Origin of the sequence: Enterobacter vonholyi, assembly GCF_008364555.1 — a bacterium.
GTDB lineage: Bacteria > Pseudomonadota > Gammaproteobacteria > Enterobacterales > Enterobacteriaceae > Enterobacter > Enterobacter vonholyi.
Genome location: NZ_VTUC01000001.1, coordinates 239,199 through 254,085 on the forward strand (window position 1 = coordinate 239,199; position 14,887 = coordinate 254,085).

General features: G+C 57.5%; 12 protein-coding genes and 1 other annotated feature. Of the genes, 4 read left to right on the forward strand and 8 right to left on the reverse strand.

The genetic code is table 11. The features are described from left to right. Window positions 1-2: 2 nt before the first annotated feature. Window positions 3-797 (forward strand): TraB/GumN family protein, encoded by a 795-nt coding sequence (locus F0319_RS01165; RefSeq protein WP_149366099.1) that lies wholly within the window; start codon window positions 3-5, stop codon window positions 795-797. A gap of 199 nt (window positions 798-996) precedes the next feature. After that, window positions 997-1,476 (forward strand): Cys-tRNA(Pro)/Cys-tRNA(Cys) deacylase YbaK, encoded by a 480-nt coding sequence (ybaK, locus tag F0319_RS01170; RefSeq protein WP_023343509.1) that lies wholly within the window; start codon window positions 997-999, stop codon window positions 1,474-1,476. Between the two features lie 120 nt (window positions 1,477-1,596). Here ybaK and ushA read toward each other — a convergent pair whose 3' ends face one another. Then, window positions 1,597-3,249, reverse strand: coding sequence for a bifunctional UDP-sugar hydrolase/5'-nucleotidase UshA (gene ushA, locus F0319_RS01175; protein ID WP_115874381.1), 1,653 nt, complete (start codon window positions 3,247-3,249; stop codon window positions 1,597-1,599). 169 nt (window positions 3,250-3,418) lie between these two features. On the opposite strand from ushA, the gene F0319_RS01180 reads away from it, so the two are divergent. After that, window positions 3,419-4,627: an MFS transporter gene (locus F0319_RS01180; RefSeq protein WP_149366100.1), complete on the forward strand. Its 1,209-nt coding sequence runs from the start codon at window positions 3,419-3,421 to the stop codon at window positions 4,625-4,627. A 230-nt stretch (window positions 4,628-4,857) separates the two neighbouring features. Continuing rightward, window positions 4,858-6,534 (forward strand): YbaL family putative K(+) efflux transporter, encoded by a 1,677-nt coding sequence (ybaL, locus tag F0319_RS01185; protein WP_149366101.1) that lies wholly within the window; start codon window positions 4,858-4,860, stop codon window positions 6,532-6,534. A gap of 92 nt (window positions 6,535-6,626) precedes the next feature. Here ybaL and F0319_RS01190 read toward each other — a convergent pair whose 3' ends face one another. The 7 genes from F0319_RS01190 to dnaX form a co-directional block, all read right to left on the reverse strand. Beyond that, the gene (locus F0319_RS01190) at window positions 6,627-7,931 is read right to left on the reverse strand and encodes an inosine/guanosine kinase (protein ID WP_045909745.1); all 1,305 of its coding nucleotides are present in this window, start codon (window positions 7,929-7,931) and stop codon (window positions 6,627-6,629) included. 62 nt (window positions 7,932-7,993) lie between these two features. Beyond that, the gene (gene hemH / locus F0319_RS01195) at window positions 7,994-8,956 is read right to left on the reverse strand and encodes a ferrochelatase (protein WP_133293905.1); all 963 of its coding nucleotides are present in this window, start codon (window positions 8,954-8,956) and stop codon (window positions 7,994-7,996) included. Between the two features lie 124 nt (window positions 8,957-9,080). Next, entirely contained in the window at window positions 9,081-9,725 is a 645-nt protein-coding gene (adk, locus tag F0319_RS01200) for an adenylate kinase (protein ID WP_006809841.1), read from the reverse strand. Window positions 9,726-9,920: 195 nt separating this feature from the next. Beyond that, window positions 9,921-11,795 (reverse strand): molecular chaperone HtpG, encoded by a 1,875-nt coding sequence (gene htpG / locus F0319_RS01205; RefSeq protein ID WP_149366102.1) that lies wholly within the window; start codon window positions 11,793-11,795, stop codon window positions 9,921-9,923. Window positions 11,796-11,905: 110 nt separating this feature from the next. Next, window positions 11,906-12,511 carry a recombination mediator RecR gene (gene recR / locus F0319_RS01210; protein ID WP_008499298.1) on the reverse strand — a complete coding sequence of 202 codons (606 nt, stop codon included), beginning with the start codon at window positions 12,509-12,511 and terminating at the stop codon, window positions 11,906-11,908. Next, on the reverse strand, window positions 12,511-12,843 hold the full coding sequence (locus F0319_RS01215) for a YbaB/EbfC family nucleoid-associated protein (RefSeq protein WP_003858972.1): 333 nt from the start codon (window positions 12,841-12,843) through the stop codon (window positions 12,511-12,513). Before F0319_RS01215 ends, recR begins: the two co-directional genes overlap by 1 nt. Window positions 12,844-12,898: 55 nt before the next feature. Then, complete coding sequence (gene dnaX, locus F0319_RS01220; protein ID WP_127729810.1) at window positions 12,899-14,827, reverse strand: DNA polymerase III subunit gamma/tau; 1,929 nt, start codon at window positions 14,825-14,827, stop codon at window positions 12,899-12,901. Continuing rightward, window positions 13,505-13,569 (reverse strand) — a sequence feature (DnaX frameshifting element). Its footprint overlaps the gene before it by 65 nt. Window positions 14,828-14,887: the final 60 nt, after the last annotated feature.

Below are 14,887 nucleotides of genomic sequence, written 5' to 3' on the forward strand. Positions count from 1 at the left end.
GTATGGGTCTGTTTCATCGTATAAAAACATCGTTTCGCGCCCTTTTCCCTCGCCGTTACGCCTGGCCCGGTCTGGATATTTCGCTTCCCGGCGGGCAACACCTGCACCTGGTTGGCAGCATCCATATGGGCACGCAGGATATGTCTCCCCTGCCTCCGGGCCTGATAAAACTGCTTAAACACGCCGACGCGCTGGTCGTTGAGGCGGACATTTCGGGTCAGGAGTCGCCGTTTGCCGGGCTCGAAAGCGATCTCACTCTGGCGGAACGCCTGGATGAAACCCAGCTTGCGGAACTGACGCGCGTCGCCGATGAGACGGGCGTCTCGCTCTCCATGATTGACACCCTGCCGCTGTGGCAAATCGCGATGATACTGCAGGCCACGCAGGCGCAGCGTCTGGGCCTGCGCGGTGACTACGGCATTGATTACCAGTTGCTGAACGCGGCAAGGGCGCGCCGTCTGCCCATCATCGAGCTGGAAGGGACGGACAGCCAGATTGCGCTTCTGCGGCAGCTTCCCGACGACGGCCTGATGCTGCTGGACGATACGCTGACCCACTGGCACACCAACGCGCGCCTGCTGCAAACGATGATTGGCTGGTGGCTGGATGCGCCGCCCGCGGACGGCAGGCTAGCGTTACCGTCAACGTTCAGCGAATCGCTGTATGATGTGCTGATGAATGCGCGTAACAAAGCCTGGCGAGAGACACTGCATGTTTTACCTGCAGGGCATTACGTGGTGGCGGTTGGGGCGTTACATTTGTACGGGGAAGGGAATTTACCGTCGTTGCTGAAGTAAAAAAATGGCCAATATTTCTATTGGCCCGTCAAAGAGGAATTTCATCGTTTTTATTATGCCGAAGGAGACCTTCGGTTGAGCCGATTGTCGCTCAAAGTGACCATCACTGCCAATACTATTGCGCAAGATGGTGCTATTTTTTAGACAAACGTCAGGCGTATGCTGGCTGCATGAATTGTCTGTCGTAAGAAGGATAGCTATGACTCCCGCCGTTAAATTACTCGAAAAAAACAACATTTCTTTCCGGATCCACACTTACGATCACGATCCGAATGAAACCAACTTTGGTGATGAAGTGGTGCGCAAGCTGGGGCTGAACGCTGACCAGGTTTATAAAACGCTGCTGGTGGCGGTTAACGGCGATATGAAGCACCTCGCCGTCGCGGTGACTCCCGTGGCAGGACAGCTGGATCTGAAGAAGGTCGCCAAAGCGCTGGGGGCGAAAAAGGTGGATATGGCGGATCCGATGGTGGCGCAACGCACCACGGGCTATCTGGTGGGCGGGATCAGTCCGCTCGGACAGAAAAAACGCCTGCCGACGCTGATCGATGCTCCTTCACAGGAATTTGACACCATCTTTATATCCGGCGGCAAGCGCGGGCTGGATATTGAGCTGGCGGCGGGCGATCTGGCGAAAATGCTGGACGCGAAGTTTGCGGATATTGCGCGCAGGGATTGAGAAAATTGCCCGGTGGCGGCTACGAGGTAAAAGCAAAACGGTAACAGACGTTACCGTTTTTTGTGTTCGTGCCCTCTCCCGGTGGGAGAGGGTTGGGTGAGGGCATCAGGCCGCACAACGCTACTGCCAGCTCACCTCGCCTTTCGGCTCATACGCATTCACGTCAATCGGAGAATTCTGCTCGATATACTGCTTCAGCACTTCCGCATCGATAAAGCCGGTATTCACGTATCCCGGTTTATTATCAATATGCGGATAGCCGTCGCCGCCGGTGGCGTTAAAGCTTAACGTCGCCAGACGGTACGTTTTCGCCGGGTCAACCGGTTCGCCTTTGATCTTCAGGTCGTTAAGCTTGCCGTCTTTCGCTACGAAGCTCACGTTGGCAAACTGCGGATAGGCCCCGGAATCCGGCTTCATCTGCGCCACGGCGGTGAGGTAGTCAATGACCTCTTTTCCGCTCATGTCAGCATAAACCACCACGTTGCCGAACGGCTGCACCTTCAGAACGTCTTTATAGGTGATGTTTCCACCTTCGATGGAATCTCGAATACCGCCGCCGCTCATCACCCCAAAATCAGCCCCGGTGCGCGCCATTTGCGCCGCCAGCACCAGGTGCCCCATGTTGGTCTGCACGAAGCGAACTTTACTGCGGTCCCCCTCCAGACGCCCGTTCAGCGTGCCGATTTTCACGTCCAGCTGCGCCTTGCCTTTGTTCTGGAACGGCGTCAGCAGGGAGAGCATCTGCTGGTTTTCTGCGATTTCTGGCGTGTAAAGTACGCGCTCGCTCTTCCCGTCCGGGTAGGTCACTTTCTTCTTCAGGTTGACCGGGATAAGCTGATAATGAACCAGCTTCATCTCGCCGTTACGGAACTCAAAGTCCGCCCTGCCCACGTATTTGCCCCACTCGTGCGCCTGCACAATCCAGATACCGTTCTGACGGTCTGGCGCACAAGGCGTGCCCGGCACGTAGTCCACCTGCTTTTTATTCTCCGACGCCATGCAAACCGGATCCTGTGAGTGACCACCCACAATCATCGCCAGCGAACCCGCCGGCAGGCTGCGCGCCATCTCCACGTCGCCCGGCGCATTGGAGCCGTGCTCACCGTTGTCGTAGTGCCCCATGTGCGTGGTGGCGATAATCACGTCCGGCTTTTCGTTTTGCTGCAGCTCCTGAATCACCAGCTTCGCTTCGTCTGCCGGTTTGCGGAATTCGATATCGGTGAAGAACTCAGGGTTGCCAATTTTCGCCGTGTCGTCGGTGGTTAAGCCGATGACCGCGATCTTCAGATCCTGACGCTTAAACAGCGCCCACGGCTTGAACAGGCGTTCGCCGGTGCTTTTCTGGTAAATGTTGGCGGAGAGGAACGGGAATTTGGCCCACTTCTCCTGCTGACGCAGGACGCTCAGCGGATTATCAAACTCATGGTTACCGACGGCCATCGCGTCGTAGCCAATCAGGTTCATGCCGCGGAAATCGGGCTCGGCGTCCTGTAAATCGGATTCCGGCACGCCGGTATTGATATCGCCGCCTGAGAGCAACAGCACGCTGCCACCCTGGGCCGCCACTTCTTTACGTATTCCATCCACCAGCGTTTTTTGTGCCGACAGGCCATATTCGCCGTATTCACTGCGCCAGAAATGGCCGTGGTGGTCGTTGGTATGCAGAATGGTGATTTTATAGGTTTTGTCTTTTTCATACGCCTGCGCGGGCAGGCTTACCAGACCCCACGCCGCGATGAGCGCCAGCGCGACGCCCCGCTTCATTAACTTCATCTTCTCTCTCCCTGACCAATAGACAAAGGCAGAAATTACAGTGACTAATAAGAATAGACAAATAAGTTTTCAGAATTGCGACTTTCTTCAAATGTCCCGGGCGGGTATGTTAGTCGGATAATAATTACACCCTGCATCTCTAATAACTAAAGACGTGGTACTTCTCTCTATGGCAATCAGTGAATCAACTCAGCCCGTTCCGGGCGCGCCGGCGTCGCGCACCTCCTTTAAAGTCTTAGGCGCAATCAGTCTCTCGCACCTGCTCAACGATATGATCCAGTCGTTGATTCTGGCAATTTACCCGCTGCTGCAGTCCGAATTTTCGTTAACCTTCGTGCAGATCGGGATGATCACCCTGACCTTCCAGCTGGCTTCCTCGCTGCTGCAGCCGGTGGTGGGCTACTGGACGGATAAATATCCTATGCCGTGGTCGCTGCCCATAGGCATGTGCTTTACCCTAAGCGGCCTGGTGCTGCTGGCCATGGCCGGGAGTTTTGAAGCCGTGCTGATTGCCGCCGCGCTGGTAGGTACAGGCTCGTCCGTGTTCCATCCGGAGTCTTCCCGCGTGGCGCGCATGGCGTCCGGTGGTCGTCATGGCCTGGCGCAGTCACTTTTCCAGGTGGGCGGTAACTTCGGTAGCTCTCTCGGCCCGCTGCTGGCCGCGGTGATTATTGCCCCGTACGGTAAAGGCAACGTGGCGTGGTTTGTGCTGGCCGCGCTGCTGGCGATTATCGTGCTGGCACAGATTAGCCGCTGGTATGCCGCTCAGCATCGCGTCAATAAAGGAAAACCTAAAGCGAAGGCTATCAATCCCCTGCCGCGCAATAAGGTTATCCTGGCGGTTTCCGTCCTTCTGGTGCTGATTTTCTCGAAATACTTCTATATGGCGAGCATCAGCAGCTATTACACCTTTTATCTGATGCAAAAATTCGGATTATCGGTACAAAACGCGCAGATCCACCTGTTTGCCTTCCTGTTCGCCGTCGCGGCCGGTACGGTCATTGGCGGGCCCGTGGGTGATAAGATCGGGCGGAAATATGTCATTTGGGGCTCTATCCTCGGCGTGGCGCCCTTTACCCTCATTTTGCCGTACGCCAGCCTTGAATGGACGGGCATTTTAACCGTGATTATTGGTTTTATCCTCGCCTCCGCGTTTTCCGCCATTCTGGTCTATGCCCAGGAGCTGCTGCCCGGACGTATCGGTATGGTTTCCGGACTGTTTTTCGGTTTCGCTTTCGGCATGGGGGGGCTTGGGGCAGCGGTTTTAGGGATGGTTGCGGATCACACCAGCATCTTCCTGGTTTATAAAATCTGCGCTTTCCTGCCACTTCTTGGGATGTTGACCATATTCCTGCCTGATAACCGCCACAAAGCGTAAATTACGGGCAGCCAAAGTTTGACTTTGGCTGCCTGACACCCTGATGCCATAAGGGTTTCTTCTTTCTCCACTCGCTGAATTTATCAAAATGCGCTTTTTTACGTGCATATTGCTGTTTTATTCAAACTTCAACAATTATTCATAAACATAAGGGTAAAAATTGTCATAAACTATTACTCGGTTTTTTGGTTTTTCACCAAAAAGGAACACCCACAACGAAAGGAGACGGAATGCACCACGCCACACCGCTTATCACCACCATTGTTGGTGGACTTGTGCTCGCTTTTATCCTCGGCATGATTGCCAATAAACTGCGTATTTCTCCTCTTGTCGGTTATCTGCTGGCAGGTGTGCTGGCGGGACCGTTTACCCCAGGTTTTGTTGCGGATACCAAACTGGCCCCTGAGCTGGCGGAATTGGGCGTGATTCTGCTGATGTTTGGCGTCGGTCTGCATTTTTCCCTGAAGGATTTGATGGCGGTAAAGTCGATTGCCATACCGGGAGCGATCGCCCAGATAGGGGTGGCGACGCTGCTTGGGATGGCGCTTTCGGCCGTGCTGGGCTGGTCGCTCATGACCGGCATCGTATTTGGGCTGTGTCTCTCAACCGCCAGTACCGTGGTGCTGCTGCGCGCGCTTGAGGAGAGACAGCTGATTGACAGCCAGCGCGGGCAGATCGCGATTGGCTGGCTGATTGTTGAAGATCTGGTCATGGTTCTGACGCTGGTGCTGCTGCCCGCCGTCGCCGGGATGATGGAAAAAGACAACGTCGGCTTCGCCTCGCTGGCGCTGGATATGAGCATCACCATCGGTAAGGTTGTGGCGTTTATCGCCATCATGATGCTGGTGGGCCGCCGTCTGGTACCGTGGATCATGTCCCGCAGCGCGGCGACCGGCTCCCGCGAGCTGTTCACCCTCTCCGTGCTGGCGCTGGCGCTGGGTATCGCCTTTGGCGCCGTTGAGCTGTTTGACGTCTCCTTCGCGCTGGGTGCGTTCTTTGCCGGGATGGTGCTGAACGAATCCGAGCTGAGCCACCGCGCGGCGCACGACACCCTGCCGCTGCGCGACGCCTTTGCCGTGCTGTTCTTCGTCTCCGTCGGGATGCTGTTCGATCCGCTAGTGCTGATCCAGCAGCCGCTGGCCGTGCTGGGCACGCTGGCGATCATTATTTTTGGTAAGTCGCTTGCCGCCTTCTTCCTGGTGCGGATGTTCGGCCACTCACCGCGGACGGCGCTGACTATTGCCGCCAGCCTGGCGCAGATCGGTGAGTTCGCCTTTATTCTGGCCGGTCTGGGCATGGCCCTGAACCTGCTGCCGCAGGCGGGACAAAACCTGGTGCTGGCGGGGGCGATCCTGTCGATTATGCTGAACCCGGTGCTGTTTGCCCTGCTGGAAAAATACCTCGATAAAACCGAAACGCTGGAAGAGCAGACGCTTGAAGAAGCCATCGAAGAAGAGAAGCAGATCCCGGTTGATATTTGCAATCATGCCCTGCTGGTCGGCTTTGGCCGCGTGGGCAGCCTGCTCGGCGAGAAGCTGATGGCGCAGGGCATTCCGCTGGTGGTGATTGAAACCTCACGCACCCGCGTCGACGAGCTTCGCGAGCGCGGTATTCGTGCGGTACTGGGCAACGCGGCGAACGAAGAGATCATGAATCTGGCGCATCTGGACTGCGCCCGCTGGCTGCTGCTGACCATACCCAACGGCTATGAAGCGGGTGAGATTGTGGCCTCCGCGCGCGCGAAGTGCCCAACGATTGAGATTATCGCCCGGGCGCACTATGACGACGAGGTGGAGTACATTACCGATCGCGGTGCAGATAAAGTGGTGATGGGCGAGCGCGAGATTGCTAACACCATGCTGACGCTGCTGGAGAAACCACCGGTTGAAGAGGCGGTTACGGGGTAAGTTTGGTGCGATCTGGTCCCCTCACCCTTGCCCTCTCCCACAGGGAGAGGGAATAAACACTAAAAACGGCAACCTGGGTTGCCGTTTTTATTTTACCTGTCCCAATAAGCCTCTTCGAGGCTGTCTTCCCGTTCAGGCAGGCCACGCGTTAAGCGCGGTGAGTGCTGGTTCAGCACCTGATAGCTTACGCGGTTGGCGTACTTGCATACCTGCGCCAGCGACGAATAGGTCAGCCAGCTGAACTTATGCTTGCTGGAATTCGGCACGTTGGTTTTGTGGTAGGCATTGGCGGTAATGTCGTGCAGCAGCGCGGCCAGCGCGCCGTCGCCCGCGCCGTTGGTGTTCATGATCTTCTCCGGTCCGCCCATGTAAGGGGCGATGTGCGAGTAGATGCGCAGCGGGTTAATGCAATCTTTATAACGCATGCCGCGGCTGAACTCGTACTGGTTAAACTCGGCAATCGCGCCGGGCAGCAGCGGGTGCTGGGTTTTGCGTTTGCTCTCTTCTTCCGTGAAGCCTGCCATATACAGCCCAACCGGACCCGCGGTGCAGAGCACCAGATCCACCCAGTCCAGCGCTTTATCGGACGCCAGCAGCGGATCGCTTTCGCCGGTCAGCGCTTCGGCCTCTTCTTCGTTCATCGCCAGAATCGAGACGTGCTCTTTCAGGAACGCCTGCCACCATTCAGGATTATCGGCGATAACGAATTTAGTACCCAGCGTAAGAACGACGGGCACGTCGTACTTCTTCGCGTACTCAATCGCTTTCATGGTCGCTTCCGGCATCGGCTCGCCCGGCTTACAGCGCACCAGATAGGAAGTCAGCACCAGCGCCGAGGCACCCGCAATCACCTCTTCCGGAATACTCTCGGCGCGCAGCTTGTTCATATGACCCGGGCTGATGGCGAAGGTGCGCTCGCCGGATTCACCGATCAGGGTAAAGCAGCGGCCAATCGGGCCGTCGACGCCCTGCAGGTAGTTCAAATCGGTGCGGCTGGAGGTGTTGCACAGATAGCGGTAGGCGTAGCCGCCGATTTCAATGTTGCTGCACATCACGCCGAGCAGCACCGAACGGTCGTCTGCCAGCACGGAGTAGTTGTGCATGGTATTGCCGATGGTACCGCCGGCGAACTGGTGGGTAATCAGGTTTTCGCGCACCAGCTCCTGGTACAGCGCTTCGGCAACGTCGTCTTCAATGACCAGCGAGTGGCCGGCACTCAGACCATAACGGGCGACAAACGCATCATCCACTTTCGCTTCAATGTCCACCAGCGTCTGGTCGATACCGACGACCCAGGCCGCGCTGGTTTCATTTTCTGGCTGGATTTGCTGCAGGAGCGGATCGCGGGCATCGACGGGGAAGTAGTGTTTGGATTTGCGTTTACCGGGAAATTTCATGGTCTGAACTGTACGAAGAATATGGGCCGGGAATGGTAGCACAAACCCGGCCCGAAGTGCGATTAGCGACCGTTCGTTACCAGCGAGACCATCATGTCGATGTGCTCAGGCGAGTCGTTAAGCGCCGGAATGTACTCGTACTTTTCGCCGCCAGCCTCCAGGAAAAATTCCCGGTTTTGCACCGCGATCTCCTCCAGCGTTTCCAGACAGTCGGCCGAGAAGCCCGGCGACATTACCTGGATGTGCTTCACGCCTTTCTCACCCAGCATTTTGAGGGTTTCATCGGTGTACGGCGTCAGCCACGGCTCGCGGCCGAAGCGCGACTGGAAGGTCATCATCACCTTCTCAGGCGGCAGGCCAAGGGCGGAGACCAGTTCGCGCGTGGTATCGCGGCAGCGCTGCGGGTAATCATCCCCTTCATTGGCGAAGCGCTGCGGGATCCCATGATAGGAGAGCAGGAGCAGATCCGGCTCGCCGTGTTTTTCAAACGACGCGCGCGCGCTGTTGGCAAGCGCCTTGATGTAGAGATCGTTATCCGCGTAGTCGCGAATAAAGGTCACGCCCGGAATGCGGCGGCGGGTCGCCAGAATCCGGGCCAGCTCGTCCCAGACGGCGGCCACCGTCGAGCAGGAGTATTGCGGGTAGAGCGCCAGCACCACGATATGGTCCACGCCCTGCGCCAGCAGGGATTCTACCGCGCTTTCCAGGGACGGTTTGCCGTAGCTCATGCCGAGCGCGACGGGCATCTCCGGCAGGCGGGCAGCCAGCGCTTTTTCCTGGCGACGGCTGTAGACCATCAGCGGCGAGCCCTCTTCCATCCAGACGGACTGATAAAGTTTGGCGACGCGGGGGGAACGAATCGGCAGAATGACGCCACGCAGCAGCGGCCACCACAGCAGTCTGGGGAAATCCACGACGCGCGTGTCGCTTAAAAATTGTCGCAGGTAGCGTTTTACCGCGTCTGATGTAGGTGCTTCTGGAGTGCCCAGATTGGCAAGCAGGATGCCGGTTTTCGCCTGACTCATTCACGCCTCTTAACCATTTGATAGGTTGTCAATTGTAGCGGAAATGCGTTTAAACGAAACCCATTGCTGTAATAGGTAAGATGAGAATATTTCTCACCCGGGAGACCGGGTGAGAGGCGCGCGATTAGCCGAGGATTTTTTCCAGCTCTGCACGTACGTCAGCCACGGCTTTGGTGCCGTCAACTTTGGCGTATTTGGTGTTACCCGCCTGCGCTTCTTTGGTGTAGTAGCCGATCAGCGGCGCGGTCATCTGATGGTATTCCACCAGGCGTTTACGCACGGTCTCTTCCTGATCGTCTTTACGGGTGGTCAGCTCTTCGCCGGTCACGTCGTCTTTGCCTTCAACCTTAGGCGGGTTGAATTTGATGTGGTAAACACGGCCAGAAGCAGCGTGTACGCGACGGCCAACGATGCGGTCAACGATCAGCTCGTCCGGTACGTCGAACTCCAGAACGTAGTCCACGTTGATGCCCGCTTCTTTCATGGCGTCAGCCTGAGGAATGGTGCGTGGGAAGCCGTCCAGCAGGAAACCGTTACGGCAGTCTTCCTGAGCAATGCGCTCTTTAACCAGAGCAATCACCAGCTCATCGGTCACCAGCTTGCCTGCGTCCATGATGTCTTTCGCCTGTTTACCCAGCTCGGAGCCAGATTTAACAGCGGCGCGCAGCATATCACCGGTGGAGATTTGCGGAATACCGTATTTCTCCATGATGAACTGAGCCTGAGTTCCTTTACCCGCGCCCGGAGCGCCAAGCAGAATAATACGCATTGCGAAAATCCCCTCAAAAGTCGTTTCAATTTTTCAAAAGCGCTAAACAATACCACCAGAACGGGCATCGCTCAAGGAAGGGAGGAAGGCTGAAACGGTTAATGAGGGGTGATTATTTGGAGTCGTGCGGTCTGTTGCCCTCACCCCGGCCCTCTCCCACAGGGAGAGGGAGAAGGCCAGGGGAGGCGTGGTCAGTTACGCCAGCAGCAGCGCATTCACACGTTTAATGAACAGGTTAGGATCTTCCAGCGTGCCGCGTTCGGCCAGCAGGGACTGATCCAGCAGGAGTTCAACCCACTCGGCAAAGCGGGCGTCGTCCTGGGTATCCGCCGCGCGTTTCACCAGCGGATGATCCGGATTAAGCTCAAAGATATATTTCACTTCCGGTACCGCCTGGCCCGCCGCGGCGAACAGCTTCGCCATCTGGGTGCTCATTTCGTCGGCATCGGTGGTGACAATAGCCGGGGTGTCGGTCAGACGGTGGGTGAAACGTACCTCTTTCACGCGCTCGCCCAGCAGGGTTTTCACGCGCTCAACGAACGGCTCCAGCGCCTTCTCGGCTTCTTTCGCGCTTTCGTCAACTTCATCCGCCAGCTTGTCGATAGACTCGTCGGCTTTGGCAACGGACTGGAACGCCTTGCCGTCGAACTCGGTCAGGTAGTTCATCATCCACTCGTCGATGCGGTCAGAAAGCAGCAGCACTTCGATGCCTTTCTTACGCAGCAGCTCCAGGTGCGGGCTGCTCTTCGCCGCGGCGTAGCTGTCGGCGGTGATGTAGTAGATCTTCTCCTGCCCTTCTTTCATGCGGGAGACGTACTCTTCCAGCGACACGGTCTGAGCGGAGGAGTCGGTGTGCGTAGAGGCGAAGCGCAGCAGTTTGGCGATGGTTTCAACGTTCGCCATGTCTTCAGCCGGGCCTTCTTTCAGCACCAGACCGAACTGTTTCCAGAAGGTCTGATATTTTTCCGCATCGTCTTTCGCCAGTTTTTCCAGCATCTGCAGCGCACGTTTGGTCAGGGCGTTGCGCAGGTTACGGGTGACGGCGCTGTCCTGCAGAATTTCACGGGAGACGTTCAGCGGCAGGTCGTTGGAATCTATCAGACCGCGCACGAAGCGCAGGTAGTTCGGCATGAACTGCTCGGCATCGTCCATGATGAAGACGCGCTGCACGTACAGCTTCAGGCCGTGCTTGTGATCGCGGTTCCACATGTCCCACGGCGCCTGTGCCGGGATGTACAGCAGGCTGGTGTACTCCTGCTTGCCTTCCACACGGTTGTGGCTCCAGGTCAGCGGGTCGGTAAAATCGTGGGCGATGTGCTTGTAGAATTCGTTGTACTCGTCGTCCTTAATTTCAGCCTTGTTGCGCGTCCACAGCGCCTGCGCCTTATTGATTTTCTCCCAGGAAACAATGGCTTCACCGTCCTTCTCTTCCTGTTTTTCAATCTCAACCGGCAGGGCGATATGGTCGGAATATTTGCTGATGATGGAGCGCACGCGCCAGTCGTTCAGGAAATCATCTTCGCCTTCACGCAGGTGCAGGGTGATTTCGGTGCCGCGGTCCGCTTTAGTGATGTCATCAACGGTGTATTCGCCTTCCCCTTTGGATTCCCACAGCACGCCGTTTTCAGCGCTGTCGCCCGCCGCGCGGGTGCGCACGGTGACTTTATCCGCCACGATGAACGCCGAGTAGAAACCGACGCCGAACTGGCCGATCAGCTGGCTATCTTTCGCCTGGTCTGAGCCCATGGACTCCAGGAACGCCTTGGTGCCGGATTTCGCGATGGTCCCGAGGTGGTCGATCACCTCGTCGCGGTTCATCCCGATGCCGTTATCGGCGATAGTCAGAGTGCGGTTCTCTTTATTAAACGAGACGCGCACGCGCAGCTCGCCGTCGCCTTCGTACAGGTCCGGGTTAGACAGCGCGCGGAAGCGCAGCTTGTCCGCCGCATCCGAGGCGTTGGAAATCAGCTCACGCAGGAAAATTTCTTTGTTGGAATACAGGGAATGGATCATCAGGTGCAGAAGCTGTTTTACTTCTGACTGGAAACCACGGGTTTCTTGTCCTTTCATCTATGTCGACCTCAACAATGCCATTTAATGGGGTTTTAAAACGTTGAGTGAGAGATGGGGATACGGGGGGAAATTTTCAAGCGGAGGCCGCGCGCGCAGCCTCCGTTTGGTCAGAAAATAATCTTGTGACGTCCGGCCAGAGAGTGTGACAGCGTGGTGCCGTCCACCATCTCCAGCTCGCCGCCGACCGGCACGCCGTGGGCGATGCGGCTGGCGTCAACGCCATACTGCGAGCACAGCTCGGCGATGTAGTTGGCGGTTGCCTCCCCTTCCACCGTGGGGTTAGTGGCGAGGATCACCTCTTTGATCGTTTCGGACTCAAGACGCTGTTCAAGGCGGTCAAGACCGATATCGTCCGGGCCAATACCGTCCAGCGGGGAGAGATGCCCCATCAGCACGAAATAGCGCCCGGAAAACTGCCCGGTTTGTTCAATGGCGTAGATGTCCGCCGGACTCTCCACCACGCAAATCTGGCCGTTTTCCTGACGACGCGGGTTCGTGCAGATGTTACACACATCCTGCTCGGTAAAGGTACGGCAATCCGCACAGTGACCAATTTCTGACATGGCGCGGGTTAAAGCCTGCGCCAGGCGCATCCCGCCGCTGCGGTCGCGCTGCAATAGCGTAAACGCCATGCGCTGCGCCGACTTCGGGCCAACGCCCGGCAGGCAGCGCAGTGCTTCCATTAACTGCGTGAGCAGCGGACTGGTTTGCATCAGAATGGCATCTTGAAGCCAGGCGGCAGCTGCATGCCGCTGGAAACGGAGGCCATTTTCTCTTTCTGGGTTTCGTCGATACGGCGAGCTGCATCGTTAAACGCGGCTGCAACCAGATCTTCCAGCATCTCTTTGTCGTCTTCGAGCAGGCTCGGGTCGATTTCAACGCGACGGCAGTTGTGCGCACCGTTGATGGTCACCTTGACCAGACCGGCTCCGGACTCACCCGTGACTTCCAGCTGAGCGATCTCTTCCTGCATCTTCTGCATTTTTTCCTGCATCTGCTGAGCCTGCTTCATCAGGCCACCCAGACCGCCTTTTCCACCAAACATAGGCTTCTCTCTTCTTTCACGTTTAAGGGATTACAACCGTAAGTCAGACTCACGATCAAATGGGGCGAATACTCTCTTCATCCAGATCGGCGTCGAAGAACCGGCGCAGGGTCTGAATGTTGTTATCCGCAATAATCGCCTCGCGCGCCTGCGCGAGCTTCTCTTCATAAATGGCCTGGCGCCACTCGAGCGGCGTTTTCACTGCCGGATTATCATCTTCAATGATAGTCAATTCAACCGGCGCACCCTGTAATGCGGCGAGCGCCTCGGCCAGCGCCTTTTGCGCGCCAGGGGAATTGAGGTGCCGTTGGCCTGGACGCAGGTGCAGACGTACCTGATTGCCGTCCTGCTCTTTCCAGGCATTCAGCGCGACCTGCTCGACCAGCTTCGGTAGCTGGAGCTTACTGACCTCGGCGGCCCAGGCGTCGCGCGCGATGGACTCTTCGGCAAGCTTCGCGGAAAGCTCCGGCGTTTTTTCATGCTCCAGCGCCTTTTTCAGCGCTTTCGGCGTGGCGACCTCTTCCTTCACCGCTTCGGTGATGGTGGTTGCCTTCCAGCGGTAAGCCTCTTCTTTCACCGGGGCTTTCTGCTCGAGCGAGGACGGTGCCGGACGCGACTGTACGCGCTCCGTTACCGAGGCCAGTCGTTCAAGCGCGGCGTTGTTCACCGGCCGCGCTCTTCCTGGCGCTGCCGGTTCACTCTTTTTTGGTTTGGTTACTCCTTGCGCACGCTGCAGCTGGCTGCGTGCGGCAAGCACCGAACTGGTGGCATCCGACAGCGGTACGTTTTGCTGCGGCGGCGGTGTCGTCTGCGGTGGGACCTGCTGCGGCGACATCACCGCCGTAGGGGCGACCGGCGCGAAAGACTGCCGCGGCACTTCCGGCTCCGGCAATGGCATACGCGGATGAAACGCCAGCGCGCGCAGCAGCGTCATTTCAACACCCATCCTGGGGTCCGGCGCGAACGGTAACTCTTTGCGGCCAATCAGCAGCGTCTGGTAATACAGCTGCACGTCGGCAGGCGGCACGGTGCGCGCAAGCTCACGCATCCGCTGTTCAATGGTGGCCATATCCGCACCGATGGCGGACGGAGAAAGCTGCAGCATCGCCACGCGGTGCAGCAGGCTGAGCATCTCAACCAGCAGTCCTTCCCATTCAATACCCCGGGCAGCGGCGGCATTCACCAGCGACATCACGCGTTCGCCGTTGGCGGCAATCATCGCTTCGATAAGCGACAGCGCCTGATCGTCATCCAGCGTGCCGAGCATGGTGCTGACCGCCTCGGTGGAAAGCTTCCCGTCACCGCTGGCAATCGCCTGGTCGGTCAGGCTGAGCGCATCACGCAGGCTGCCGTCCGCCGCGCGGGCCAGCAGCTGCAGGGCGCGCGGTTCGTGGACAATCTTCTCTTCATCAAGAATATGCTCAAGCTGCGCGCGGATCTGCTCAACGTCCAGCGCCTTCAGGTGGAACTGCAGGCAGCGCGATAAAATCGTGACCGGCAGCTTTTGCGGATCGGTAGTCGCCAGCAGGAACTTCACGTGCGCGGGCGGCTCTTCCAGCGTCTTCAGCAGGGCGTTAAAGCTGTGGCGCGACAGCATGTGCACTTCATCGATCAGGTAGACCTTGAAGCGGCCGCGCGCCGGGGCGTACTGGACGTTATCCAGCAGGTCGCGCGTATCTTCCACTTTAGTGCGCGAGGCGGCGTCGATCTCGATCAGATCGACAAAACGCCCCTGCTCGATCTCCCGACAGTTATCACACACGCCGCACGGCGTGGCGGTGATCCCGGTTTCGCAGTTAAGACCTTTTGCCAGCAAACGGGCAATAGAGGTCTTACCGACGCCGCGGGTACCGGAAAAAAGATAGGCGTGATGGATGCGACCTAGCGACAAGCCGTTCGCCAGGGCCGTCAGCACATGTTCCTGACCGACAACGTCAGCAAAGGTTTGTGGTCGCCATTTACGGGCTAACACCTGATAACTCATGGGCAGGCTCTGCAACGCTGGAAGGTGAATTTATGGAGGGGAATGCTATCACAACCTCAC

What these genes read in the sequence shown, in the direction of transcription:
- hemH (WP_133293905.1), bottom strand. Translation starts at nt 8,956, where the DNA reads ATGAGTCAGGCGAAAACCGGCATCCTGCTTGCCAATCTGGGCACTCCA.
- F0319_RS01180 (WP_149366100.1), top strand. Translation starts at nt 3,419, where the DNA reads ATGGCAATCAGTGAATCAACTCAGCCCGTTCCGGGCGCGCCGGCGTCG.
- ybaK (WP_023343509.1), top strand. Translation starts at nt 997, where the DNA reads ATGACTCCCGCCGTTAAATTACTCGAAAAAAACAACATTTCTTTCCGG.
- recR (WP_008499298.1), bottom strand. Translation starts at nt 12,511, where the DNA reads ATGCAAACCAGTCCGCTGCTCACGCAGTTAATGGAAGCACTGCGCTGC.
- ybaL (WP_149366101.1), top strand. Translation starts at nt 4,858, where the DNA reads ATGCACCACGCCACACCGCTTATCACCACCATTGTTGGTGGACTTGTG.
- F0319_RS01190 (WP_045909745.1), bottom strand. Translation starts at nt 7,931, where the DNA reads ATGAAATTTCCCGGTAAACGCAAATCCAAACACTACTTCCCCGTCGAT.
- ushA (WP_115874381.1), bottom strand. Translation starts at nt 3,249, where the DNA reads ATGAAGTTAATGAAGCGGGGCGTCGCGCTGGCGCTCATCGCGGCGTGG.
- F0319_RS01165 (WP_149366099.1), top strand. Translation starts at nt 3, where the DNA reads ATGGGTCTGTTTCATCGTATAAAAACATCGTTTCGCGCCCTTTTCCCT.
- htpG (WP_149366102.1), bottom strand. Translation starts at nt 11,795, where the DNA reads ATGAAAGGACAAGAAACCCGTGGTTTCCAGTCAGAAGTAAAACAGCTT.
- dnaX (WP_127729810.1), bottom strand. Translation starts at nt 14,827, where the DNA reads ATGAGTTATCAGGTGTTAGCCCGTAAATGGCGACCACAAACCTTTGCT.
- adk (WP_006809841.1), bottom strand. Translation starts at nt 9,725, where the DNA reads ATGCGTATTATTCTGCTTGGCGCTCCGGGCGCGGGTAAAGGAACTCAG.
- F0319_RS01215 (WP_003858972.1), bottom strand. Translation starts at nt 12,843, where the DNA reads ATGTTTGGTGGAAAAGGCGGTCTGGGTGGCCTGATGAAGCAGGCTCAG.